Raw genomic sequence first — 24,468 nt, 5'->3', positions numbered from 1 at the left:
CTCTAACATTTAACGGCATTGCAAGCAAAACAATGAGTTGATAAAAGAAATAATTCTCTATTGCAAACGGTCTTTACCCATATTCATAAATCCATATGCAGAGAACTATTGTGCAACAACGTCGTTTTATCCCTTTCCTGTTAGCGAGTCTGTTAGTGCTTGCTTTTAATTTCGCGGGCTTAAAAGCACACTCACAGGAAACCGCCAATCACACTTATATGCCAGAGTGGACACTCTACACTGAAGACGGTAAAAAGATTCAGTCCCTCGACTACAAAGGCAAACCACTTATATTGCATTTTTGGGCAACGTGGTGCCCGTTCTGTAAACGCCTGCAACCCGGCTTGGATGCATTGGAAAAGAAATACAGTGACAGAGGTCTAAAAGTGCTAGCCGTTAGCCTTCAAGAGGAATCAGGTGCCAAACCGCAAACCGAACTTCGCGCTCGCGGCCTAGATTTATTGACAGTCGTCAATGGCGAGTCTTTGGGAATAGAACAACTTAATATACAGGGTACACCCACCACAATTTTTGTTAGTCCAGATGGCAAAATACTCGGTTCTACGATGCAGTCTGACCCGAATGATCCAAAGTGGGAATCTGTTGCAGAATATCTGGTAAATTTGGCAGCAGACCAAAACAAGGAATAAGCAATATTCTGTTGTTCTTTGCTTTTTTACTCGCGCTTGTATGTAAAACCAAACGCCATGGTGTACAATCACCCCAGCTCAGAATTATACGTCAGGAAACTAGGGCATCAGGTGCAGTGTGCGGTTTATCGTATAACATTGATTAGCACACGCGTATAACATAACTTCTTAATAACTGGACACGCAATAACGTTATGAAAGACAAGTCAGACATTGGACTCATTGGCCTCGCTGTAATGGGCGAAAACCTAATATTAAACATGGCCAATAATGGGTATACAGTTACCGCTTACAATCGTTCTACTGACAAAGTAGAAAATTTTATTAACGGACGTGCTCAAGGTAAGTCAATACGCGGTGCCAAGAGCATTGAAGAGTTTGTTGATTCATTGGCTATTCCTCGCAAAGTTATGCTAATGGTAAAAGCGGGTCCTTCCGTTGATGCAGTTATCGAACAACTCATTCCCCTACTTGATGAAGGCGACATTATCATTGACGGCGGAAACACTCACTTCCCAGACACTAATCGCCGAGTAAAATACCTTAAAGAAAAAGGTATCCAATTTATTGGAACGGGTGTATCAGGTGGTGAAGAAGGCGCACTCACTGGTCCATCGATTATGCCTGGTGGTTCACCAGAAGCATGGCCAGCAGTGAAGCCAATTTTTCAGCACATATCAGCAAAAGTTGAAGACGGCGCACCATGCTGTGACTGGGTTGGGGAAGATGGCGCCGGTCACTTTGTCAAAATGGTTCACAATGGCATTGAATACGGTGACATGCAGCTCATTTGTGAAGCCTACCAAGTAATGAAAGAACTGCTTGGGATGAATGCTGACGAAATCCACGAAGTATTCGCCGATTGGAACAAAGGCGACCTAGACAGTTACCTAATCGAAATTAGCCGTGACATCATGGCATACAAAGACGAAGATGGCGAAGCGCTGGTCGAAAAAATTCTTGATACGGCTGGGCAAAAAGGCACAGGAAAATGGACCGGGGTTGCTGCACTAGAACTAGGAGTTCCCCTCACGCTGATCGGTGAAGCCGTATTCGCCCGTTGTTTGTCTGCGCAAAAAGAAGAACGTGTATTGGCTTCAAAAACGATTTCTGGCCCTTCAGCTGAATTTACCGGAGATAAAGCAAGCTTTATCGAAGATTTAAAGCAAGCGGTTTTCGCCTCCAAGATCGTATCATACGCTCAAGGCTACATGCTCATGCGCGAGGCAGCTAAAGAGCATGGCTGGCATTTAAACTATGGCGGGATTGCGCTTATGTGGCGTGGCGGTTGTATTATCCGCTCTGCATTTTTAGGCAATATCAAAGAAGCTTTTGATAAAAACCCAGAACTAAGTAATTTGCTGCTTGATGAGTATTTCAAAGACAAAGTAGAAAACGCTCAGGCAGGCTGGAGACGAGTCAGTGCAGCAGCGTTGATCAATGGCATACCAATGCCAGCTATTACCTCTGCGCTCAACTATTTCGATGGCTATCGTACGGCGCGCTTACCGGCTAACTTGCTACAAGCGCAACGCGATTACTTCGGTGCCCATACATACGAGCGTTTGGACAAGCCCCGTGGTGAATTCTTCCATACTAATTGGACAGGTCGTGGTGGCGACACTGCCTCTACTACTTACGACGTGTAAGCCAAGAAACTGCATTTAATAATGTCGTCTGCCCAAGTAAGGCAGACGACTTTCTTCTCTTTCCTATTTGATAGCTTTACACACCTCATTTACACTAAAAATGCATAAAATGGAGGTAATATGAGTGTTTCTTCAAACAAACAAACTATCGTATTTTTTGGAGCAACAGGAGCGGTAGGCTCGGTCTCCTTGGATCGAATTCTACATTTTCCAGAAGTCACAGAAGTATTGTCATTGGGAAGAAGAACAATTGATACAAAAATATCAGCGTCTAAGCTTAAATCCAAAGTAATAGATATTCATAATGCCGATACTTATTCGCATTTTGTCGAAGCATACAGCACAGCGATTTGTACTCTTGGCGTCGGTGAGCCCTCTAAACTGACGAAAACCGAGTTTATCAACATTGATAAAAACGCTGTTTTAGCTTTCGCAAAAGTATGTAAATCTAAGGGAGTAAAGCATTTCCAATTGCTTTCATCTGTCGGGGTGAGCAAACACGCACGCAATTTTTACCTCCGAACAAAAGGAGAGTTAATTGAAGAACTGATTCTTTTAAATTTTGAAAGGCTGAGTATTTTTCAGCCCTCCATGATTTTAACCCCAGAGAACAGGTATGGTTTTACGCAAGCTTTGACACTGTTGATTTGGCCAAAACTCAACTTTATTTTGCAAGGAAAGCTGCGCAAATATCGAGGTATAAAACTAGCGCTGTTGGGAAATGCAATTGCAAACAATCTTTTATCGAAAAAGAGTGGCGTTGAATATTTACAGTATGATGAATTTATTTCTCTTCAATGAGCGTTTCAATAGTAACTCGAAGTTGAAATTCAAGGCGATACCGCTTTACAATTTGATAAAGAAACATCGCCTCTTATCCTACTTACTTAGCCTTCTGACTGATAAATACTCTTACCGACGTAAACTCACCGACTTTTTGATTCGCATCTATTGCAGCTATCACTAAATTTTCAACGCCTTTTAATGAGAAGCCATTGATATTGATAAAAGGTGAATATGCCAGCTTTGTATCATGAGTTTTTTCAATTCCATCTTTATACCATTTGAGTCGGTATGAGATTGCACCTTGTGCCGGTTCCAATGAAATCAAAAGCCCGCTATCGGTTTCAATCGCAAACACCTGTTTCGGAGGGGAAATCCCTTTGTTACTTAGAAGGTTTACTGTGTATTCACTCGTCCATGCACTATCTATGCTCCCTGTTATCAAACGACGTATTCTAAAGTAATGAGCTTTACCCTCTTCAATAGCCGGCACCCGAGTAGCACCATGCGTATCAATTAAAAAGCGTTTGGTATACTGCCCAGGCGTTAAGCCATACTCAATTTCATACTTAAAATCATTTCTTTCTACCGAAAAACCAATATGAAATGCGTCAGATTTACCAACAACCGACCAGATGATTGGAGGCAGTTCGTCGGGTGTAGTATGCACCTCTCTCAATGCAGGTTTGCTCTCACCAGCTTGGTTTAACGCAACAAGCGACAGTGTGTATGCTTGATCACCAACTAAACCTTTTACTTCAGCAAAATCGTTGATAGTGGCTTTTCCTTCAGTCAGGTTTCCTTCTGCATCTGTCGCTCTTAATTGATATTCTTGTGCCAATTCGCTTTTTGCAAAACTCACTCTCACTGTATCCAAGGACGTAAACACAGCATCTATTTTTGGCTCAATGGGCACTGATTTGTATTGCTCTGTTTTTGTTACTGGATACCCTAACGGATCGAGTAAATGCACCTTCAATTTTGCGTAATCGTGATTAGTAGAAACACTATATTTAAGTGTTTTGTCCCCAGGATAAATATCAGGTAAAGCTATCGAAGCGGCACCCACAATATTTCCTTCTTCATCATACGTCGACCAAACAAGCTGATAGCCACGCAATGTGAAAGCGGGAAAAGTGTTCGTTGATTTAGGCACAAGAGCAATGTCGAACTGTTTGTCTTTATCATTCGCTATTGATAAGTCTTCGACCGGCGCATTGAACTTGCGAATTTTCTCAAAAGAACGTTTGGGTTGACGGAAAGCGGTCAACACTCCCCATGCCCTATTTTCAGACCAATCAGTTGTCCACGTCGGCTTTTCATCTTTCCAATCACTGCGATAGTCACTAAAAGCGAAATGTGAGGTACCGATCAGATAAGGGTATTTCTTAAGTCCATTCCATAAAGAATGTGGATCCAATGTTGATTCATTTGGGTCTACGCCATCTAATTTGGTGCCGATTTCAGAAAAGAAAATAGCTTTGTCAGGATGATAATCGTGTACGACTTTTAGACGTTCTTCGTGATCACCGTATTTGTTGAACATAACAATGTCCGAAAATTGCGTAGGGTCGTCTTTTTGATAGTCCGCTGAATAAGATATATAAACGGCCATTCTACTTGGATCGAGTTCTTTAGAATGAGCAATAGCGCCTTCTACGTACTCCAGTGCTTTGGGATTTTTTTTAAGATCGCCAATTTCATTCCCTACACTCCAGCCAATAATTGAAGGATGATTGTAGTGGTCATTAATTAGGCGCTTCAACCATTCTTTCGGTAAAGGATGGTCGGGATCAACAAGTGCATCTTTACCCCATAAACCTACTTCCTCTATGAGTAAAAACCCCACTTCGTCCAAATAGTCCAAGTAAGCTTTTGGCAATGCTGGACCTGACAAACGTGCAAAATTGCCATTTAACATTTTAAGCAAATCTACGTCTTCTTTAATACGAGTCAATGGCAAGGCGTTCCCATCAAATCTGTCTTCTGGAACCATATTAAAGCCATTTACACGAATTCGTTCACCGTTTAAATACAAACCCTGATCTTTCAGACTAATCTCTCGAATTCCAAACCGGTCTTCAAATGCATGATAAGGCAAGTTGTCAATCAGCAATGTTGCCCTGACTTGATAGAGGTTCGGCGCATTAAAATGCCAGAGTGCCACAGCCTCTTTTGGAAGCGAAAATGTATGAATAAAATCAGACACTTTGCTATTGCTGGTAGACACGTCAATTTTGCTGCTAATGTCGCTGTAAACATTTTGTCCGTCACGGAGTATATCGATTTTTACTTTTGCATTGTCAACAAACGTCGCTGGGTGATTAATTTGCGTTTTAACGTGCAAATCTGCTGTGCCGGTAACGAGGTCTGGTGTGGCCGTAACGTGCACGTGCTCAACATTAATCTTTGGCTTGATCGCTAAGTACACTGGAAAGCGAATCCCCCCCCAGTTCCATACAGCACCACGTTTTACCCGATTATTAACTTTTACAACGAGGGTATTTTTGTCTTTTGTATTGATATGCTCACTGATATCAAACTTAAAAGCCATAAACCCAAGATTATTTGCACCCAAGTAGACATCGTTCAACCACACTTCAGAATCGTGATATACCGAATCAAACATGAGCTGTACTTGGTGACTCTCCGGAAAAGCGTCAACATCGAACTGATACCGATACCAAGCCGTCCCCGTGTAATCATGGTATTTATCATAAATGTCCCAAACACCCGGTACAGCGATGTTGTCCCAATGTTTAGTGTCTACAGAAGATTTCCACCATTCTTCACTTCGGCCTTGGTTATAAGGATCAATCTTAAATGCCCACTGCCCAGATAGCGACTGGGTTTTGGTTTGGGTACTCGCGAAGGTCTCAGTTTTATTAGGAGTAGACTGACAGGCGAATAAACTAAGTACGGCGCTACACACGACTAGTAAGGTCATGGTCTTTTTGAACATAAACACTCTCAAGGGTATATTGGTTGTTTTAGTATTAATGTCTTAAGCTCACTAGAAAGACACAATAAAATGTGTCATTTCTACGATTACTTTACATTAGATACAAAACAAAACTTGAACAACCACATTATGAAGCTAGAAAAAACATTTCGTCACACTCGCTCAATATTTCTTGCGATTGGTGCGCTTGCATTATTTAGTTGTACAGCACAAACAAACGATCTAAACCCGCAATCTATTGTGATCGCTGATTTTGAACAAAACGAGATTGACCAAAATATTCAAGCATTTAATGCTGAAATCGCGCTTGTACCTAAGAAAACAGGAGACCAAAGATTAAACATTGCCTTCTCTACTTCACATAGTTCTTCCGGTATTAACATTGTGCCTACAACACCTTGGTCTACATCAGACTTAGGAAATAACGCATTGATGTTCGATGTGGAAAATACAGGTGACTACCCTGTTATGTTAAGCGCTGCGGTAACAGGTGCAAATCAAGCTTACCAACGCCGTACTTACGGAGTAGGCGTGGGAGAAAAATTAACCCTATATTTTGAGTTAAAAGGTTATCAACTGGATATTAACAACGGTCTTTACGACACACCTCCTGCATTTCAAACATCAGCAAAAAAAATGCCCATCCGAGGAAGTAAGTTAACCATCGATTTTGATAAGGTTTATGGAGTTAAAATTTACACTGAAAAACAAATGCGCTCGACTGAAGTCAGCATTGATAACATTCGTATTGCCTCTACGCCTGAGCCTAATCAGAACTACCTGAAAAACATTATGGATGCGTTTGGACAACGAGCAGACATGAGCTTTCCTTTAAAAGTAAACAGCGAAGAGGAACTCAGAGCTTACGCAAAAGAGGAACTAGCCGTGCTTGCGCAAGATACGAGTTTCAGTGGACGCAGTAAATTTGGCGGCTGGAAAAACGGCCCCAAATTAGAGGCGACGGGCTATTTTCGGGTAGAAAAGTTACATGATAAATGGAGCCTCATTGACCCAGAAGGGTATTTGTATTTTTCCAGTGGTATCGCTAATGCTCGGATGTCAAATACCTCAACTTTCACCGGTATAGATTATGCCGATGATAGTGTGCGTATTATCGATCCAGATGATGTGACACCTGAAGATTCTCAAGGTATCAGTGGCGATTACAGAGAAGCGCAAAAAACCAGTTATGTCGCAAATCAAACGAGGCGGGACATGTTTGAGTGGTTACCCGATTACGACCACCCACTAGCCAATCACTATGGGTATCGTCGGAAAGCACACCTTGGTCCAATGCCTCATGGTGAAGTGTTCAGTTTTTACCAAGCAAACTTGGAACGTAGGTACGGCGAAAGCACTCCACAATCCTATCTACAGGACTGGCATGACGTTACGCTGAAACGCATGCAACACTGGGGCTTTACTTCTTTTGGAAATTGGACAGACCCTATGTTTTACAACAACCAACAACTGCCATATTTTGCAAACGGCTGGATTATTGGGGACTTCAAAACCTTGAGTTCAGGTTTTGACATATGGGGAAAAATGCCAGATGTATTTGATCCTGAATTTATGCGACGCGCAAGAATAACCGCTAAAGTCGTTGCTGATGAAGTCAACAATAGCCCTTGGTGTGTAGGCGTATTTATTGACAATGAGATGAGTTGGGGAGGTGCTGCACCTGCGATCCGTCGCTACGGCATTGTCTTTGATGCGCTATCTAAAAGCGCAGAATCTAGTCCAACAAAGGCTGTGTTCACTGAACACTTAAAAGACAAGTATGAAGACATAGCCAATTTGAACGCAAGTTGGCATAAAGACATCGCGTCTTGGCAGATATTAAGTGAAGGGGTCAATTACAAATCTGATGAAACCTATAGCCCAGCGATGCTTGAAGACCTAGCGTGGTTACTAAGTGTTTACGCAGAAGAGTATTTCAAAGTGGTGCGTTCCGCAGTTAAAGAAGTCATGCCCAATCATTTATATTTAGGTAACCGCTTTACGACTTGGGGAACGGCACCTGAGGCAGCAATAGCAGCAAAAAAGTATAGTGACGTTGTTAGCTACAATTATTACGGTGAAGGCATAGACAACATGACTTTTGGTTTTTTAGAGACACTGGATGCACCTGTAATAATTGGTGAATACCATATTGGTGCTGGTGATGTTGGTCACCCAAATCCAGGAAAGATATTAGCGCCCAATCAACAAGCACGTGCGGATATGTTTAAAGTTTATTTAAACTCGGCTATCGATCACCCCCATATTGTTGGTGCCCATTGGTTTCAGTATATTGACTCACCGCTTACTGGACGCGCTCATGATGGCGAAAATTATAATGTCGGCTTTGTAACAATGACAGACATTCCCTTCCCTCATATGGTAAAGGCTGCACAAGAAGTACATGCCAATATGTACCTGAGACGTTACCCCTTAATGGTTAAATAAGGTCACGTCAAAAAGATGAATCAGAGCCTGTTGTTTTGCATCAGTGTTCTGATTTGTTTTTGACTTAGCGCTGCCTCAAAAATAAACAACTCATCCACACTACCTTTGAAATAGTTTTGGGTTTCATGCTCTGCTTCTGGATGAAAACCAATGTTTCTGCCCAAGCTCAAAGGTTTTGATTTTGGGTGGTCAAGCAAAGTATTTATTTTTGCGATGGACTTGTTTTCTGTTTTCTCTAATTCACCGTCTACATACAGTAACACATGCGTTGAAATATCAGCCGTTTCTCCACCATACATGACCACGGCAACGTGGTGCCAACGGTCATCCCTCAAATCGGTGCTCCCAACAACTTGTGCGTTATAAGTGCCAATTCGCAAACGGCCTAACTCACCATTGCTCGTTTCAGGATTAGGCGAAATTTGCCACGAAGCATAGTCTTGTTGAACACCCCAACTTAAAATACCATACGCATTGTTTATGGAAAAATCGCGCGGTACTTTCACCCAAAAACTCACTGTCCTAGGATGGTCATTACCAATTCCCGGAAAGCTCGTTTCTAACCAATTTCCGTTACCATTAAAATCAACTGCTTGACCAAACTTGCCTATCGACAATTTTATACTATCGTCCTTTTGGGAACGATCTACTGCAGGGTATTGCTCACCGTCGAAGCCTTTACCACTTGAGTTAAATTGCTTGTTTTTTGCGATGTCATCAAACGACCAATGCAAAAAATTGGGTTTTTCAGCGGAATGACCAGGTAGAACACGCATGAAGCGCTTGGGTTGACTCGGCATTTCGAGAGTATTACTGTGTTTATCGAACGAAAGTGCTTCGTCCTTTTTAAGTACTTTAAACGAGTTAAGTTCGTTTGCTCTTGCTTTTATTTCTCCATCGAGAACATGCACTTGAGATTCACCATTTTCCGCGACAGCAACACCAAACTCTGTACCTAAATCAATAATTTCGGCACTCGGTGTGTCTATACGAAATCCAATTGCCTCTGGAGGCACTTTTGCGACTATTTTACCGCTGTTGACAATAACTTGTTCGCTAGACCGCAAACGCAATGAAACAGGTGCTTCCAACACTAGAATTACACCGTTGGAGAGTGTCAACTCGCTGTAACCTTTGTTTAAAAAAACATCTCCCTTGCCAATTTTACTCCCCAAACCCAGCGAGTCACTCAAATGTGAAGTAGCGGCTAATTTTGTCACCGTAGCCAAATGGTGCTGAGAATTATTGATACTAAACAGCACAACAATACACAAAAATAAAGCAATACTTGCTACCCGAGTAAACCGACGTTCATAACGCGCTTTGAATCTAACTTTGTCAGGCAATTCAACCTGCAAGGTTTCTCCCAAGCTAGCGCGCTGGTTTGACTTATCTAAACGTGCAATTACCTCTTTAGCAAACAGTATTTTATCATTGAGTGGGTCTAACTCACCGTTTAACATACGTTGATTTGCAATCAAATCGCTCAATTCTTTTAGTACTTTTGGAGATCGTTTGCACTCGTCTAAAAGTGCGTCGTCCACGTTTTCTCCAGCTAAATAACTAGCTAATAAACGTTCTTGTTGTTTGCTGAGTGGCGCAGTACCCATAGTTTTTACTTTTTACTTGTTGAGAAACGCAAAGGTGAACGCTCGTCGCTGCTTTCCATTTTTCTCTCGACGCAGCGTTTTAATTTTTGTCGTATGCGGTACATACGCATAGTCATTGTCGAATGACGATCATCGTATTTTTTACACAATTCAGACAATGAATAACCCAAGGTAAAATGTTCGGTGACTAAAACCTTCAATTTCTCGTCCAACTGTTCAACACATACTTTCAAATTGGTCATCATTGTCGACTCTCTCTCAGCATCGAAATCACCCTCAATTTGCTGATTGACCAAATTTTCTAGTTCATGATTCCCACCAACAGTAATAGCCGAGTTTTTGCGCTGATGGTTGCGCAACAAATTGGTAGCAATACCACGAAGCCAAGCCCCGAAAGAAGCACTTTCTCTGAACATCTCTAATTTGTTGTACGCCAAAATGAATGTTTCCTGTGCCAAGTCTTCCGCCTCATACGGATCATTTAATCTGACCCGCAAAAATGCACGAACAGCTACTTCATGCCTAGTTAAAAGTGCTGAATATGCGATTTTGTCTCCAGACAAACTCGCTTGGACTAAAGCAAGATCACTTATGTCCTTAGCCAAATGTATATTTGTTTTGCGACTCACTCTCAGTTGCCAAAAGCCTGCACAAATGATGGCGTCACAATTGATAAAGCTACGTCTGTTGCAAACAATCGTCCGGTATTTTCGTCACGTTTAACTACGTTTAACTGATTGCTTCTTTGGTTCGCTACCATTAAGTAATCTTCGTTGGGCGAAAAATTAAAATCTCGAGGGTGATTACCGCCACTGCTGACTTTATTGACAATGGACAATCGACCATCAGGCGTGATTTTTAATCCATAGATCATGTTTTCACCTCTCACAGCAACATAAACATAGTTCCCTTGCTTACTAATACGAATAGCGGACGCAGTATTCGTTACTCCTTTTTGTTGCTTAGGCGAAAGATATACTTTATCCAAAAGGCTTAGGTAACCGGTCTCTTTATGCGAAGAAAAAATACTTATGCTGTTACTCAATTCATTTAAGCTGTAAACAATGCCTAAGCTAGGATGAAAATCCAAATGTCTCGGCCCATCACCCGCATCTGCTTTTACCCGCTGAATGGGGCTAAAATCATCTGTACTAGTATCAAATACTAAAATTTCGTCCGTTCCTAAGTCAGTGGCATAAAGGTAACGACTTCCGCGTCCCCAGCCAACGTAATGAGCATGAGGAGATGTTTGACGCTTAGTAATACTCTTTCCGGTATTTTTAAATACTGCTTTATTTTTTAGGCTACCATCACTGATATCGAACAATTGAAAATCACCACTTGAGTAGTTAGCTATGGCTAATTTCGTGCGCGCTTTATTTGTATTTATGTGACAAATACCTCTTCCTTCAAGCCCTAAGGACTGACTCAAATCAAAACTTTGTGTAGATGTATTCCATTGATAGGCATTAAGCAAAGGAGATTTGTCTTGGGTAGTTGCTACAGCAAATAAGCTTCGCGATTCTGGCAACCAACTTAGGTATGATGCATTCATTGCTGAAGCAAGTTTTTTTCTAACTCAAGCACTTGTTCATCTTTATTGAAAGATACAAGGTGTATTCCGCTATCTTCAGTCGTACCAAAACCACCAATTAAGAAATAGTCCTTGTTCGCCTCTGGTTTGGCGATGACTGTTGAGTCAAACGACTCCTTGTGTTGACAGGCCGACAGCACAATCACCGCAATCCAAATGATAAACGAAATGGCACTTTGTTTTATTTTATGATGGGTTAAGCTAGGTAAAAGAGAACGCACAGTAAGCTCCAATGTTAGGTAATGTGTATTTCAAACAATGCAGCTGGGACTGTATCAGAAGGATGTTCGAATTCAATTGTTAATTTATTGCAACTAACTTTCGAATCTAACTTAACTTTATTTACCGTTTGATAATTATTTTCCACTCTTGCTAACAGCAAGCCCGAGTCTGTTGTAATACTATAATTACTCACGCAAAAGGGCATTCTGTTCTCGGGGTGTTGCATCAATACCGTTTCAAGCGCGTGATCGTAGTCAGTATCAAAATATAGAATTATCTCTTCAATACTGACCATTTCATCCCACCAAATAGTCAACTTAGGCGAGCGATCCTCATATTCAGCGACCCAGACATTGCTTTTTAACCATGGTCGCAAATAACCATTCCCTAAGTTGCTTACGCCAAAGCCATCGAGCGAGGGAGAAAACCTTAATGCCAAATTTTCTCCTTTGGGTCTTCTTTCTGGTGTCCAAAACTCAAAGTTTTCTATACCACTACCCGCAGGTGCGTCTTGTTTTCCATTATTAGACACCGCTTTGTGTACTTTATTAAATACGCTCATCGTACCGCTTATACGTTGAGAAGAAATAGCAAGTTGAACATCATCATTAGCTAAAAAACAAAAGAATGCGTATTGTTCTGCCACTTCAATATCACTGAAGTCAAACATTAAACCATGTCTGCCTTTGCTGACTGGAAGCGAAATCGATTTGTGAATATTGTCTGGCGTATAATTCTCTTGTTTAGTACTTGTACGCAACTGACAACAAACTTCTGTATCACAATTTGCTATCACATCAATACTGACTCTTGGCGCTCTGCCTTTAGATAACGGGACTAATTGTGCTACCGATTGCGACAGCAACAAATATTTGCCATTTCCTTTGAATTGAGCAAGTACCCACTCACTGCTGGCACTAAGAGTGCCGCAATTGAGCTTGTTCTCTTTTATGTTCAGAGGAATACCGGGAATACCGTGACCGGTTAGATTTAGTCTTTGTTGCAACTTAGCGATGTGCTCTTCAGCTAGTAAATCTCTGGGGATTACTGTTAGATCTTTACACATAGCGGCAGCTTCACCTACCGCTTGTCCTCCATGCGCACAAGTAATCATCACCCGTGTTGATCCGTATGCCATGTGTGTCGCACTAATGTTTCTGCCTGCAAACAGTAAATTGTCAATATCTTTGCTGACAAAACAACGAAATGGGATTTGATATACACCTTTTGAATGAAACTGAGAACAAGCAGGCTTATCGCTATATATACCTTCAGAAGGATGAATATCAATCGCCCATCCACCAAAAGATATCGCATCTTTAAACTTCGTTTGTTCAACAATGTCTTGTTGAGTCAACATGTATTCACCGTTAAAGCGCCTACTCTCTCGCTTACCCGGCACGGTTCCTATCCATTCCAAAGTAAGGTTTTCAACATCTTCAAACTTACCACTGTTTTTTATATAGTCCCAAATGCCGTAAACAATTTTCCATAGCTCCCATTTTATCTCTTCGGTTTCGTAGATGGTGTCACGAATCCCTCCATACTCGACCCACCAGAACTTAACACCAGAATCATGGCCATGAATATTCTTAGATCGCGGAATAGCGCCGATTTCTTCATGTGTATATGCGAAGCTAGGTGCCTTATATGCAACAGGGTGATCAACTTTTTTGCTGTAAAAAAACAAAGTATGCCCGAGCAGTTGATTATTAGCTTCTTCACTCGCCAATTGCTCGTTGAACTCGGATTTTGCCTCGGCACCAATTCGAAAACTTGCGCCAGCATTGAACCCAATAATCCCATCACCTGTAGCGTCACAAAATAGAGGGGCTGATATTTGATAGTGCGTCGAATTTTGACTACAAAACGCGTCTATACTCTCAATTTTAGTGTCGCTGCTTTTATTTACTTGATAAGCAGCTGTGTTTAATAAAAGAGTAATATTTTTTTCTGCTATTACTTTGTCAAGTAGCACTGCATCAAAATATATTGGGTTGCCATCTTTGTTGGTGTAAAGGTTTTCGAGCATGATTTCATCAATAATTCCCCCTTCTCGCGACCACCGGTTGTTGTTGCCCATGTGGGATGTAGCACCCAAAGCCCAGATCCGTACCTCGCTAGAGGCATTGCCGCCCAATACCGGTCTATCTTGTAACAAAACAACTTTACTACCCGCTCTCGCGGCTGCTATTGCAGCGCATACGCCCGCTAATCCTCCACCCGCGACAACAAAGTCAGTGTTTATCTGACAAGTTTTATTCGTGCGAGATTGTTTACTAAAGGTTTCTTTAATCATATTGTTTTGTACTTTTTTATCCGGTTTCTTTTTTGTTCTGGAGTGAGGCTTTGAGCAAAAAACACTTCGGGCTCATGAACGACATCTGTCTCCTTCATATCTTTATTGCCGCCTTCAAGCGTCAAATTACAATCAAAACGTCCCAAAAAACTGTGTTTAGTTGTGGGATCTTTCTTGTCAGAAAAGTGACATAAGCCCCACTCTATTCCCTTTGCATAGCCACTATTTGTATATGCCTCTGGTACATATGGGCCAGCAGCTACCGGCATTAGCGATGTGACTGAAGCTAATGAAAAATTCACGCCATCCGGCGAATACTGAATAGTATTGCTTTCATTACCATTGCGAATGGCAAAAGCGGCTATGCCCTCTTGAAAAGGAAAGTACGTGGTTTCGTGACCTGAATTCAATACTGGGTTAAGGGGGTGCTTATCAAAAGGCCCGAACGGGTTATCAGCAATCGCCAAGCCATTCCCTACTAAGTAGTCTGGTCGATCACCGAATGCCGCTTTGTAGTATAAGTAGATTTTACCTTTGTACACCAAAGGGTACGGGTCATGAATGGAAAATTGATCCCAACTTCCTGATTGGCCATTTTCTACGATAACCTTATTACAAGGACGCCATGGACCATCGGGCGAGTCAGAAACTGACATCGTAACGGGACAATGATCACCAACAAGGCCGCTGGCTTCCATAAAAGCTTGGTAATAAAGGTAGTATTTGCCCTCCCAAAGCAAAATATCAGGCGTGGATACAGAACGCCATCCCAAATTTGGTTTTGCAGGTCGAGGAACCGCTACGCCCTGCTCTTGCCAGTTAAACCCGTCGCTGCTTGTCGCATACCATATTTCTGCTAAATCCCAGTCTGTGGAGGGCACCGTATCGCTGCATAACTTGGCACCACGCGGTGGACTGACTGTGTCGCGTTTTGTGTACCAAACATAATACTTGTTATCGACTTTTACTATTTTAGAAGGATCCCGCCGAGAAACGGTGCCATCATGATGATTGTAGTCGAAGCCAGATAATTCAGTATATTTAAAACTCGAAAACAAAGGGTTATCTTCGGGGCGTGGTGTTAAATAATTACTGTAAAGCCGTTCCATTGCCTTACTCAAGTCCCTGTCCGGCTTGGTTTGCGGGATATCCCAAGGAAAACTGGATCTAGTTTTATTCGTCATAATCAATCTCTTTGCGAGTACTAAACTTAATTAATAGGAAAAGGCCTAAGGACGAAATCAATCCTGCCATAATCAATACAGCTACGGCGCCATGGTCAGCAAGGAAGGACAAACACAACATAATTAGTCCTGTTGCTAAAATCCCAAACGCGATAACACGAATGCCTTTGTTATTATCAGAGTTCTCCTTTAAATGAGATGATGAAAATGTCGTATTGGCATTTAAAGCGCTTTTTTCTGTTGCATATACCTTTGCCTCCGTCCCTCGGGACCTTAAGATTAACTCAAATATCGCTAACAACAATAGGGGTAAGCCGACACCTAGCATCATTTCAGGAGCGCGTTCAAGAGAAACATTTAGCAAACTCGGCGCCGCAAATTTGAAGAAACCATTCACTAACAAACTAATGAAAGTTGTAGCAAGTATTGTTTTACCCGTTTGAAAACGCGAAAACAGCAACCAGATAGGTGGTAAGAATAAAGCACCACCTGTCAACGCAGCTAAGGTCATCACCAGTTCAACCACGCCTCCCATTTTTGGCACGAGTAAAGCAACGGTAATTGTGATAATTCCTAGACCGCAAGTAGCAATCCTGCCAACGCTAACAAGTGTCTTTTGGCTGGCTGATGGTCGGAAGTGTTTAAACACATCATTTGTAATCACTCCTGCTGCAATGTTTAAAGACGTATTTATAGAACTAGAGGTTGCAAATATCATTGCACCTAGCATCAAGCCAAGCATTCCGACAGGAAGGACTTCTTTGCTCATTAATAAATACGCCCCTTCATTTTCCAAACCACTTAGTTCAGGGTGGAGTGCACGATATATCATCGGCGCAATCATCCATATTACCGGACTTATCAGATACAAAGCGCCAAACAATAAGCCCACTTTTTTCGCGTCTGACGGCGTAGGCACACTGGTAAAACGTTGAATATAAGCCCAATTTCCGGCAATAAAGAATAAGTTGTACAATCCAAAAGCAACAATAAAGCCCCAGGTATACTCACTATTTGTCAAGGCGAAAAACCCTTCTGGTGTCGCATTGATGAATGTCGTGATTCCGCCAATTTTTTCTAAAGAGAGCGGCACTACGATAAGCACTGCCGCAGCTAGCACCACAAATTGCAGTATATCTGTTACTACCACAGCCCAAAGCCCACCCACCGCTGTATACAACAAAATAAGCAAGCCAAGACATACAATTATGTAGTGAATCGGTAAACCTGTTGAAACTTCGCCAATTTTTGCAACAGGGTACAAAAACGCACCGGTAGAAAAACTGGAAATTGCCAGAAAAATATAGGTATATACTTTTTGGACACGCAAACCCAAACGGCGTTTGATAAACTCTGCCGCCGTCAACACTCTAGTTTGCTGCCATCTAGGGGCGATATATAGTCCGATAATGATCCCCGCTAAACACATCGTCCATTGAATGGTAACGGCGACCCAACCATGCTCATAGGCAATTGACCCCCAAACTACAAAGGTTCCTGCTGAAAAAAAGCTCATGAACAAAGACAAACCGCTCATCCACCAAGGCAGCGTTCCCCCAGCAGAAAAAAAGCTTTTCATGTTTTTCCCACTACTCGAAAAGCTTAAGCCACAACACACGACCAGCAGCGTAAAAAGAAGTATTACTCCTAAATCAATAGGGTTCATTTGCACGATCCTTCTCTTTTTCTACGGCTTTTTTGTATAATAACGAACCCAATCTATTGCCATACTTGTACCATCAATATTGTCGGTTACTGGCCCGGCAATTGCCGCCTTTAAAATCGCTAAACTGAAGAGCATTGTTGTCTCACTAAAACAAACTTCATTACGCATTTCATGAAACAGTTCACCATTTAGGTAAAACCTAAAATAGTCTTTGTCCCATTCCAATCCGTAGATTTGAAATTCGCTCGAGTAGTCGGCAATATCCGCAGCATCATAACGCTCAATCAGTACCCATTCTTCACCATTGTGATATTCAAGCTGATAATCACTGAGCAAGTTACGATAAGCCCCTTTCGCCGCCCCATACTCTTGCAGCCAACCGTTAACAAACTGAACGGCACCAAGCTCCACGGGCTTTTTCCAGGTCAACTCTAATAACTTATCACCTGACTTTGCGGACACCCACCGAGTATCTGGTTTTCCATCGATGGCATAACTCTCTTTTGAAGGAAGTTGGTTGAAAATACCATTGGTTCTTAACGTAACCCCCTCTGCCAGAGCAAGGTTAGTGTATTGCTCAATAGCCTCGTTGTCGAAGGCATTAGGATAGACATTATTTACTGCTGGAGCGTAGACACGAAACTCATTCATATGTATCGATGAAGGCGTTTGCGAACGCAATCTGATCCTATTTGTAGTAATAGGCACCTCCAAAACGATAGTGTGATCAGCCTTACCCGCCAAGGTATGATGAAGCTGGTCTTGTGAATGAGATACCCTGCCGTTCGGCAGAGTAAACTTATCCGTCCAATTGTGAATATTTGTATTTATAATATTAGGGTAATGGCCTTCGTTTACATCTATTTCGCAGGCCTTCATACCCGCCGGCACACCCTTTTTCGGCCAAAACCAAAATGAATTGTTGGTGCCATATGCAGCTGCAATTTTATATCGCGCCTCAAAGTAACCGTAGTGAAATTGGCGTTTTGACCATACGTTACCTGTCGTCCAGTCTTGCCCCCCACGAGATTCTTTCTTCGCGACTAAGTGCAATATTCCATCCTTTACCACCGCATTTTCTCGCCACCTGCTACTCAACACCCATGGGTTCTCCGTCGGCCCATTTTGTGAAATCCAGTTTTCATCTAGTTGCTCATCGGGATAATTGAATTCATCACTCCAGGTAAGTTGCCAGTCAGAATATTGTATTCTTCTTTTTTGTTCCGTTTCCGATGCTGAGCTTAGCTGACTTAAAATGAGTATCGAAAAAATGAGAAAGGATTTGCGAATCATTAAATAACCTTTTGTATAACCACACATTGCTACTCTTACCGCATATATGTAATCCTGCCTATGAATCGACACATTTATTTTTTGCTAGGGTCCGTTGACCTTTGATAGGCTAAGACAAAAAAGGCAGAAAATTCTGCCTTTTGTTTTGAGGCTGTTTATTCAAAGGTAAATAAACTTAATTGAGCCTAGAATCGGTATGTTGCTTTCGCATATGTAAAGCGACCTTGCCCACTATGCACGGTATTTACATAGCCAAAAAAGTCATGATGACTAAACGGGGGTTCTTCGTTGAACAAATTTGTTACACCGAATGACAATGTAGTATTCTCAATGCCGTTATAGTTAGCCACTAAATCAACTGTTGTCATTGCATCCACAGTTCTGTGTCCAACATCAGCATCTTCATCGCCGTCAAATTCACCGATGTAGTTTATTGCCAAGGTAGCACTTAAATCCTCTTTAGACCAATCTAGCGAGGTAGTATGACGTACTTCAGGCTGTTCAAATTCACCTTCTTGAAGATTTAGGCGTTGCCCACCATTTCCATCAGGTCTAAACTCCTCATACTTAAGGACGTAATTCATAACAAAACCTAGTTTGAAATCACCCAAGTCGGTAGCCAAGCGGTACGCAATGTCGAAATCTAAACCAGAGGTCTCTAAGTCACCAATGTTTTGGAATGAGTCAAAGATTTGTACAACTTCGCCTGGGTCGTTTGCTATACCCGTTGGTAAGCGTTGAACTACTGAAGGGTCGTTACCAAAAGTAGAGAATACAAATTGCGTGTCGGAATCGATAATATTTTCGATATCGTAACTATAATAGTCGAGCGAGAAATCAATATTTTCATTGATTTCATAAATGACACCAAGGTTATAACTAGAAGACTCTTCAGGGCCTAAATCTGGGTTACCCTCAAAAATAGCTGTGTACTCGATTGGATCACAAGATAAACCCACTGCGTCACACCTAATAGTGTCAATAAGGTTGGGTGATTCGTCTGTTCTACCTAAGCCAAGTTGGTGCAATGACGGCGCTCTGAAGGCCGTCCCGTATGAACCCCTCAACGATAAATTATCCAGTGGTGAATATAGGAAGGATATTTTCGGGTCGGTGGTCGAGCCAAAGTCACTGTAGTCTTCATATCTCACAGCCAACTGCACTTCTAAAGTATCCAATACAGGTACAGCAAGCTCTGCACTCAAGGATTGGCTATCTCTACTACCATTTGCTTGTGTGGCTTCTGTACCAAACACATCACCTCGTAAGAATTGGTCGTCTGGGTTATCAGCGATAGCCTCTTCTCGATATTCAGCTTTTAGCGCTAACATTAAATCGCCGGCTGACATTTCTGCGATTGCGCCAGATAAGGTGAAGTCCAAGGTTTTATTGGTAGATTTACCCACTCGGGTCGTTACTGTCTCAATAAAATCTAAGGCTTCCTGCGTGTTAGTAGAAGGTTCGAACGGATTCCATAAGCCTGAGTCGATGGCCTCTTGGGCGCGTCTCGAATTTGGGAAACCGTCTACACCACGTTCGACAGACTCACTTTTTATATAGCTATATGCGGCGTCCCAATTCCAGCTAGAAATCTCACCACTTAAGCCCATAACAGCACGGTAGTAGTCTGTATCAACACGCTTTTCGCGGTTGCCAATTTCTACTGTTCTACGGCGCATGGTTAAGTCTTGCATAAAAAATGGGTGGTCGGGCATATCGGCAAATGGATGATTGGGGTTGTCACCATCCATAAATAACTCATTAAAACTAGGGCTACCCGCACCGCGAACAATTGACTTGGAGTTCTGGCCGTTAAAGTCTACATATGCGCGTAAACTATCAGATATCTCGTAGCGTCCTAAGTAGTTAAAACTGAAACGTTCGGCATCTGGAATCATGGTCATGTGTGGCGCGTAATCATAGCGACATAGATTTTGCGCTCTATCTATATCTTCAGGTGCACATCGATCGTTACCAAATTCGTCAATGATGCGATTGGTTGGGTCTGAACGAAGTGCAATAGTACCTGGAATACCTGAGGAACTTCTAAAATCACTAGCATCTTCATCATTTGGGTGGAGCGATTTTTGATTTGCTGTGCGAGAGTAGCTTCTATCCGAATACAGTACTTCTTCACGATCAAAATAATCTAGGATAAATGTATGCTTAAATTTTTCAGTATTGTTACCAAATATCAAGGAGAAGTTTTGCTCATTTCCACCACCGTCGGCAGTTGTGCCTACTCGCGCTGAGACTTCAGCGCCTTCAAAGTCATCTTTGAGTACAATATTGATAACACCGGCAATAGCGTCTGACCCATAGGTTGCTGATGCTCCATCTTTTAATATATCGACGCGTTTTATTGCCGAAATAGGGATGTTGTTAATATCCACAAAGGCAGTATCAATACCTTTGGCAAAAGGTGATACTGAAACTCGACGACCATTAATAAGGATTAATGTCGAGTCTGCACCCAAACCACGAAGCGATACACTTGAACCACCATTGGCAGTATCGTCACTGCTATTGCCTTGAGTAGAAAATGTGCCTTGACCAGATATTGGCAGCTTCGCAAAAAGCCCTATAAGGTCTGTAACACCCGTGTTTTCAATTTGTGCTGCGTCAATGGAAGTTAACGGCGATGGTCCTTCCATATCTAGACGCTTGATCAGAGAGCCAGTTACAGCAATGCGCTCTACGCTGTCATCATCACTACTTTCTTGAGCCATCAAACTACTGTGGCTTAAGGCGAGACTTACTGCACTAGCAGCAAGCGCTAACTTTAGTTTTATATGTTTCATGTCTATCCCTACCAGTTTTTATTGTTTTGTAAGTGTTTGATATTAAGTGGGAATCAAACAGAGTTTTTGAGACCCATTCAATGTATAGCACAGCTATTACAATGAATATACGGCCTAGTTACGTTTTGTAACGAAGTCGAGTATTTGGTTTACAAATTGTTAAACTATTGAATTTATATTAATTATTGACTCAAGTGTTGTATAACGGCGATGGATTTGGCGGTTTCGTTAAGATAAGCCGATATAAAAACGCGATAAGCTGTTGAGATTAATTGGTTGCTGATTATGGCTGTTTCGGTTTAGGCGCTATCAGCTATTTATATTACAAGCCGCCCATGACGGGCGGCGCAGATTAATTATTTTATCAATAAGTTACGCAGTTTCTAGGACACTTCCAAGGCTTTAAATATACAGTCGAACTCACACTGTCGGTGTAACCATCATTATCTGTTACTTCAAGTTGAATATTAATTGTACCGCCATCGTACTCAGTTACAACACGTTGAAGTGACGCACTGCTACCAGCATAAACTCCATCGATATGCCACTTATATGACACTATGCTCCCATCTCTATCACTAGAACCACTACTACTAATAACAACTGGATTATGCCCAACTGGAGAGCTGGGGTTTTGTGTCACACTAATGCTTGCTTGTGGAGTGTAATCGCATCTATTCTCTCTGATTAGTTCTTTGCCTAAAAAATCAAGTTTTGCACTGCAAGAAACTAGACTATTGATAGTTGTGGGTATTGAACAAGCTCCTGGGCCTGCTCCTTGGGCGAAGTTAAAAACAACCAACTTTTGTAGGGTAACAGTTTCTCTATCATGCCTTTCATACTCACGACTTAAAAAAACTGTCCGTGGTTCTCTGGTTACAATATTCCCATTTTCTGTAGGTTCGCAGTATTGGTCATACCCAATCGCTTCGCACTGCGCTAAACCTCCATAAATGTTTTTTTCTTCAACAATTACATCTCTACAGTTTACCGGCTCATCTCCCGAGTAAGCATATAGAGAACAACAAATTAAGAAAATTATGTGTATAGATTTTTTAAAATACGACATCCGATATCCTTTAAAGTTATGTTTTTTTTAAGTAATTGAAACTAAAATGAAATATTACCTAGATTAAGTAATACATGCCGACTACTCCTTAAAATCGACATAACTTTTATAGCACTTTGATTTTAAATAATCAATGTACTACAAAGTAGTAAAAAGGAGGCAATAGCCGATAATCCTGATGATCAATTCTTACGAGGCGATGTATTTGGAATCGAAGCCAAACTAGCCCATTAGACTGGTCACAAGGTGATGTAAGTGCCACTTTGGCTGTTAACTACATCGGTGAATTTTCTGGTGATGCTGATTCTGATTTTGGTGACAAAACAGTAGATGCGATGACCACAGTAGATCTAGTAGCGAGCTACAAAGGCTTAGACAACACCACCTTGTCAGTCGGTTTCACAAACTTGTTTAACGAGGAACCGCCATTCAGTCATCATGACTTTTTTGGTTATGTAAATACGGTACACAGTGGTCAAGGGCGCTTTAGTTATGTAAAAGCCTCTTATAAGTTTTAAACATATCCCTTTTTTAAGGTAGAAAAGCGAGTAAAACTGAAAAGGCGGAATTTCCGCCTTTTTTCCAAAGAAGTTTGTGCAACGTAACTTCCCGTACAATTAAGATTCTTTAGCCACGCTACAACCCCAACCTTCATACCTCACTGAGTATGTTTGCGCAAGTAAAGCCATTAATACGCTTGATTTCGCCACACTGTGAAATTCAGTACAGTCGAAGCTCGTGCATTCAAGCACAAAAGCTTGTGGCGCTTCTGGATGCGCATTTATACTGACGCCCGAAAAACCCATATGAAGTAAATCATCGGCTAGTGGTACCAGTGCTTCTTTGGTCTCTGCTAGGAAAGAATGATCAATTATTCTAACCAACTCTTCATCATCGCCACGTGATTGTAAGGTAGCCAGCAGTGTTTTATCTCTAGCGATGCGTTTTGTAATCAGTTTCACTTATGTTCTCCGAGAGTAGCGGGTGTGTATCTTGGTTTATTTTACATCATTCCTGCGATGCATGATTTATAAAAAAACGTTCGCTAAACACAGTTGTATCCTGATGCAATAGGCTTTATGCTTCGCCAGTTTTCACAAGATCAGATTAATTGCTAAAGGTAGTAAGAAAATGAAAGTAGGATTTGTTGGTTGGCGTGGTATGGTTGGCTCAGTACTAATGGGTCGCATGCTTGAAGAAAACGACTTTGTCGGTATATCTCCCGTTTTCTTTTCTACCTCAAATGTGGGCGGTCAAGCACCTAATGTAGGTGTCGATACACCCGCCTTGCAAGATGCCTATGATTTAGAAGCGCTATCTAATTTGGACGCTATTATTTCGTGTCAAGGTGGCAGCTATACCAACAAAGTATTTGCTGACTTACGCGACAAAGGTTGGGACGGATACTGGATAGATGCAGCATCCAGCCTGCGCATGGATGATGACGCAATCATCGTGTTAGATCCTGTCAACGATCAAGTCGTAAAAGATGGCATTGCGAAAGGGGTTAAAAACTACATTGGTGGAAACTGCACTGTCAGTCTGATGCTAATGGCCATTGGCGGTTTGTTTAAAGCTGATTTAGTCGAATGGGTGTCTTCCATGACCTATCAGGCTGCAAGTGGTGCCGGCGCAAGCAACATGCGCGAGCTTATTCAGCAAATGGGTGAGATCAATCAAGCTGTCGCCGTAGACTTAGCCAATCCAGCCTCTGCCATCTTGGATATTGATCGAAAAGTCGCAGACGCTATGCGAAATGACCTGAGCATTGATAACTTCGGCGCGCCACTTGCCGGTAGCTTACTTCCGTATATCGATACGCAGTTAGAAAATGGACAAAGCCGAGAAGAATGGAAAGCCGAGGCTGAAACCAATAAAATTTTAGCAAACGATAAGGCTATTCCGATTGATGGTATTTGTGTGCGCGTGGGTGCAATGAGATGTCATAGTCAAGCACTAACGATAAAGCTCAAAAAGGACGTCCCATTGGATGAGATTGAACGTATTATCGCAGAAGCAAACGATTGGGTAAAAGTCATTCCAAATGACCGTGACGCATCACTTGAAGAACTCACTCCTACCAAAGTAACCGGTACGCTATCTATTCCAGTTGGTCGATTGCGCAAGCTGTCCATGGGGCCAGAATACCTAACGGCCTTTACCGTTGGTGATCAGCTATTATGGGGCGCAGCAGAGCCGCTGAGACGTATGCTAAATATTTTACGTGCTGCGTAGAAC

Annotated in this window: 18 protein-coding genes; 6 read left to right on the top strand and 12 right to left on the bottom strand. The window is 41.9% G+C overall.

Going from position 1 to position 24,468, the window contains the following annotated elements:
- Positions 1–110 precede the first annotated feature (110 nt).
- The 3 genes from ACFOHL_RS12840 to ACFOHL_RS12830 all read left to right on the top strand — a co-directional run bounded on the left by ACFOHL_RS12840 (position 111) and on the right by ACFOHL_RS12830 (position 3,100).
- On the top strand, positions 111–650 hold the full coding sequence (locus ACFOHL_RS12840) for a TlpA family protein disulfide reductase (protein ID WP_376920642.1): 540 nt from the start codon (positions 111–113) through the stop codon (positions 648–650).
- A gap of 194 nt (positions 651–844) precedes the next feature.
- Positions 845–2,299: a decarboxylating NADP(+)-dependent phosphogluconate dehydrogenase gene (gene gnd / locus ACFOHL_RS12835; RefSeq protein WP_376920641.1), complete on the top strand. Its 1,455-nt coding sequence runs from the start codon at positions 845–847 to the stop codon at positions 2,297–2,299.
- Between the two features lie 120 nt (positions 2,300–2,419).
- Complete coding sequence (locus ACFOHL_RS12830) at positions 2,420–3,100, top strand: hypothetical protein (RefSeq protein WP_376920640.1); 681 nt, start codon at positions 2,420–2,422, stop codon at positions 3,098–3,100.
- 82 nt (positions 3,101–3,182) lie between these two features.
- Here the strand turns inward: ACFOHL_RS12830 and ACFOHL_RS12825 are convergent, their stop codons facing one another.
- Entirely contained in the window at positions 3,183–6,044 is a 2,862-nt protein-coding gene (locus ACFOHL_RS12825; RefSeq protein WP_376920639.1) for a glycoside hydrolase family 2 protein, read from the bottom strand.
- Positions 6,045–6,173: 129 nt separating this feature from the next.
- On the opposite strand from ACFOHL_RS12825, the gene ACFOHL_RS12820 reads away from it, so the two are divergent.
- Positions 6,174–8,492: an agarase gene (locus ACFOHL_RS12820; RefSeq protein ID WP_376920638.1), complete on the top strand. Its 2,319-nt coding sequence runs from the start codon at positions 6,174–6,176 to the stop codon at positions 8,490–8,492.
- A gap of 20 nt (positions 8,493–8,512) precedes the next feature.
- Here ACFOHL_RS12820 and ACFOHL_RS12815 read toward each other — a convergent pair whose 3' ends face one another.
- The 10 genes from ACFOHL_RS12815 to ACFOHL_RS12770 all read right to left on the bottom strand — a co-directional run bounded on the left by ACFOHL_RS12815 (position 8,513) and on the right by ACFOHL_RS12770 (position 22,230).
- Entirely contained in the window at positions 8,513–10,102 is a 1,590-nt protein-coding gene (locus tag ACFOHL_RS12815) for a LamG-like jellyroll fold domain-containing protein (RefSeq protein WP_376920637.1), read from the bottom strand.
- Between the two features lie 5 nt (positions 10,103–10,107).
- Positions 10,108–10,731, bottom strand: coding sequence for an RNA polymerase sigma factor (locus ACFOHL_RS12810; protein WP_376920636.1), 624 nt, complete (start codon positions 10,729–10,731; stop codon positions 10,108–10,110).
- Positions 10,732–10,733: 2 nt separating this feature from the next.
- Positions 10,734–11,657 (bottom strand): lactonase family protein, encoded by a 924-nt coding sequence (locus tag ACFOHL_RS12805; protein WP_376920635.1) that lies wholly within the window; start codon positions 11,655–11,657, stop codon positions 10,734–10,736.
- Positions 11,654–11,917 (bottom strand): hypothetical protein, encoded by a 264-nt coding sequence (locus ACFOHL_RS12800; protein ID WP_376920634.1) that lies wholly within the window; start codon positions 11,915–11,917, stop codon positions 11,654–11,656. The genes ACFOHL_RS12805 and ACFOHL_RS12800 overlap by 4 nt, the downstream gene beginning before the upstream one ends.
- 14 nt (positions 11,918–11,931) lie before the next feature.
- Complete coding sequence (locus ACFOHL_RS12795) at positions 11,932–14,217, bottom strand: FAD-dependent oxidoreductase (RefSeq protein ID WP_376920633.1); 2,286 nt, start codon at positions 14,215–14,217, stop codon at positions 11,932–11,934.
- On the bottom strand, positions 14,214–15,401 hold the full coding sequence (locus tag ACFOHL_RS12790; RefSeq protein WP_376920632.1) for a glycoside hydrolase family 117 protein: 1,188 nt from the start codon (positions 15,399–15,401) through the stop codon (positions 14,214–14,216). Before ACFOHL_RS12790 ends, ACFOHL_RS12795 begins: the two co-directional genes overlap by 4 nt.
- Positions 15,391–16,980 (bottom strand): sodium:solute symporter family protein, encoded by a 1,590-nt coding sequence (locus tag ACFOHL_RS12785; protein ID WP_376920631.1) that lies wholly within the window; start codon positions 16,978–16,980, stop codon positions 15,391–15,393. The genes ACFOHL_RS12790 and ACFOHL_RS12785 overlap by 11 nt, the downstream gene beginning before the upstream one ends.
- Positions 16,981–17,088: 108 nt before the next feature.
- The gene (locus tag ACFOHL_RS12780; RefSeq protein WP_376920630.1) at positions 17,089–18,360 is read right to left on the bottom strand and encodes a family 16 glycosylhydrolase; all 1,272 of its coding nucleotides are present in this window, start codon (positions 18,358–18,360) and stop codon (positions 17,089–17,091) included.
- Positions 18,361–18,545: 185 nt separating this feature from the next.
- Positions 18,546–21,161: a TonB-dependent receptor plug domain-containing protein gene (locus tag ACFOHL_RS12775; RefSeq protein WP_376920629.1), complete on the bottom strand. Its 2,616-nt coding sequence runs from the start codon at positions 21,159–21,161 to the stop codon at positions 18,546–18,548.
- A 364-nt stretch (positions 21,162–21,525) separates the two neighbouring features.
- Positions 21,526–22,230, bottom strand: a complete 705-nt coding sequence (locus tag ACFOHL_RS12770; protein WP_376920628.1) for a PKD domain-containing protein — start codon at positions 22,228–22,230, stop codon at positions 21,526–21,528.
- A 263-nt stretch (positions 22,231–22,493) separates the two neighbouring features.
- Between ACFOHL_RS12770 and ACFOHL_RS12765 the strand changes: the two genes are divergently transcribed.
- Positions 22,494–22,748, top strand: a complete 255-nt coding sequence (locus ACFOHL_RS12765) for a hypothetical protein (protein WP_376920627.1) — start codon at positions 22,494–22,496, stop codon at positions 22,746–22,748.
- A 99-nt stretch (positions 22,749–22,847) separates the two neighbouring features.
- Here the strand turns inward: ACFOHL_RS12765 and ACFOHL_RS12760 are convergent, their stop codons facing one another.
- A complete protein-coding gene (locus ACFOHL_RS12760; RefSeq protein WP_376920626.1) occupies positions 22,848–23,192 on the bottom strand; it encodes a ribonuclease E inhibitor RraB in 345 nt (114 codons plus the stop codon).
- A gap of 169 nt (positions 23,193–23,361) precedes the next feature.
- Here ACFOHL_RS12760 and asd point away from each other — a divergent pair, with 169 nt between their 5' ends.
- Entirely contained in the window at positions 23,362–24,465 is a 1,104-nt protein-coding gene (gene asd, locus ACFOHL_RS12755; RefSeq protein WP_376920625.1) for an aspartate-semialdehyde dehydrogenase, read from the top strand.
- Positions 24,466–24,468: the final 3 nt, after the last annotated feature.

Source organism: Agaribacter flavus, assembly GCF_042646125.1.
GTDB classification, from domain to species: Bacteria; Pseudomonadota; Gammaproteobacteria; order Enterobacterales; family Alteromonadaceae; genus Glaciecola; species Glaciecola flavus.
The sequence above is the reverse complement of the archived record's forward strand: the minus strand, read 5'-3'. Positions and strand labels throughout refer to the sequence as shown.

Excerpts from the sequence above, each read along its gene's own strand:
- ACFOHL_RS12830 (WP_376920640.1), top strand. The coding sequence starts at position 2,420 with ATGAGTGTTTCTTCAAACAAACAAACTATCGTATTTTTTGGAGCAACA.
- ACFOHL_RS12805 (WP_376920635.1), bottom strand. The coding sequence starts at position 11,657 with ATGAATGCATCATACCTAAGTTGGTTGCCAGAATCGCGAAGCTTATTT.
- ACFOHL_RS12825 (WP_376920639.1), bottom strand. The coding sequence starts at position 6,044 with ATGTTCAAAAAGACCATGACCTTACTAGTCGTGTGTAGCGCCGTACTT.
- gnd (WP_376920641.1), top strand. The coding sequence starts at position 845 with ATGAAAGACAAGTCAGACATTGGACTCATTGGCCTCGCTGTAATGGGC.
- ACFOHL_RS12780 (WP_376920630.1), bottom strand. The coding sequence starts at position 18,360 with ATGATTCGCAAATCCTTTCTCATTTTTTCGATACTCATTTTAAGTCAG.
- ACFOHL_RS12785 (WP_376920631.1), bottom strand. The coding sequence starts at position 16,980 with ATGAAAAGCTTTTTTTCTGCTGGGGGAACGCTGCCTTGGTGGATGAGC.
- asd (WP_376920625.1), top strand. The coding sequence starts at position 23,362 with ATGAAAGTAGGATTTGTTGGTTGGCGTGGTATGGTTGGCTCAGTACTA.
- ACFOHL_RS12775 (WP_376920629.1), bottom strand. The coding sequence starts at position 21,161 with ATGAAACATATAAAACTAAAGTTAGCGCTTGCTGCTAGTGCAGTAAGT.
- ACFOHL_RS12820 (WP_376920638.1), top strand. The coding sequence starts at position 6,174 with ATGAAGCTAGAAAAAACATTTCGTCACACTCGCTCAATATTTCTTGCG.
- ACFOHL_RS12795 (WP_376920633.1), bottom strand. The coding sequence starts at position 14,217 with ATGATTAAAGAAACCTTTAGTAAACAATCTCGCACGAATAAAACTTGT.
- ACFOHL_RS12790 (WP_376920632.1), bottom strand. The coding sequence starts at position 15,401 with ATGACGAATAAAACTAGATCCAGTTTTCCTTGGGATATCCCGCAAACC.
- ACFOHL_RS12770 (WP_376920628.1), bottom strand. The coding sequence starts at position 22,230 with ATGTCGTATTTTAAAAAATCTATACACATAATTTTCTTAATTTGTTGT.
- ACFOHL_RS12815 (WP_376920637.1), bottom strand. The coding sequence starts at position 10,102 with ATGGGTACTGCGCCACTCAGCAAACAACAAGAACGTTTATTAGCTAGT.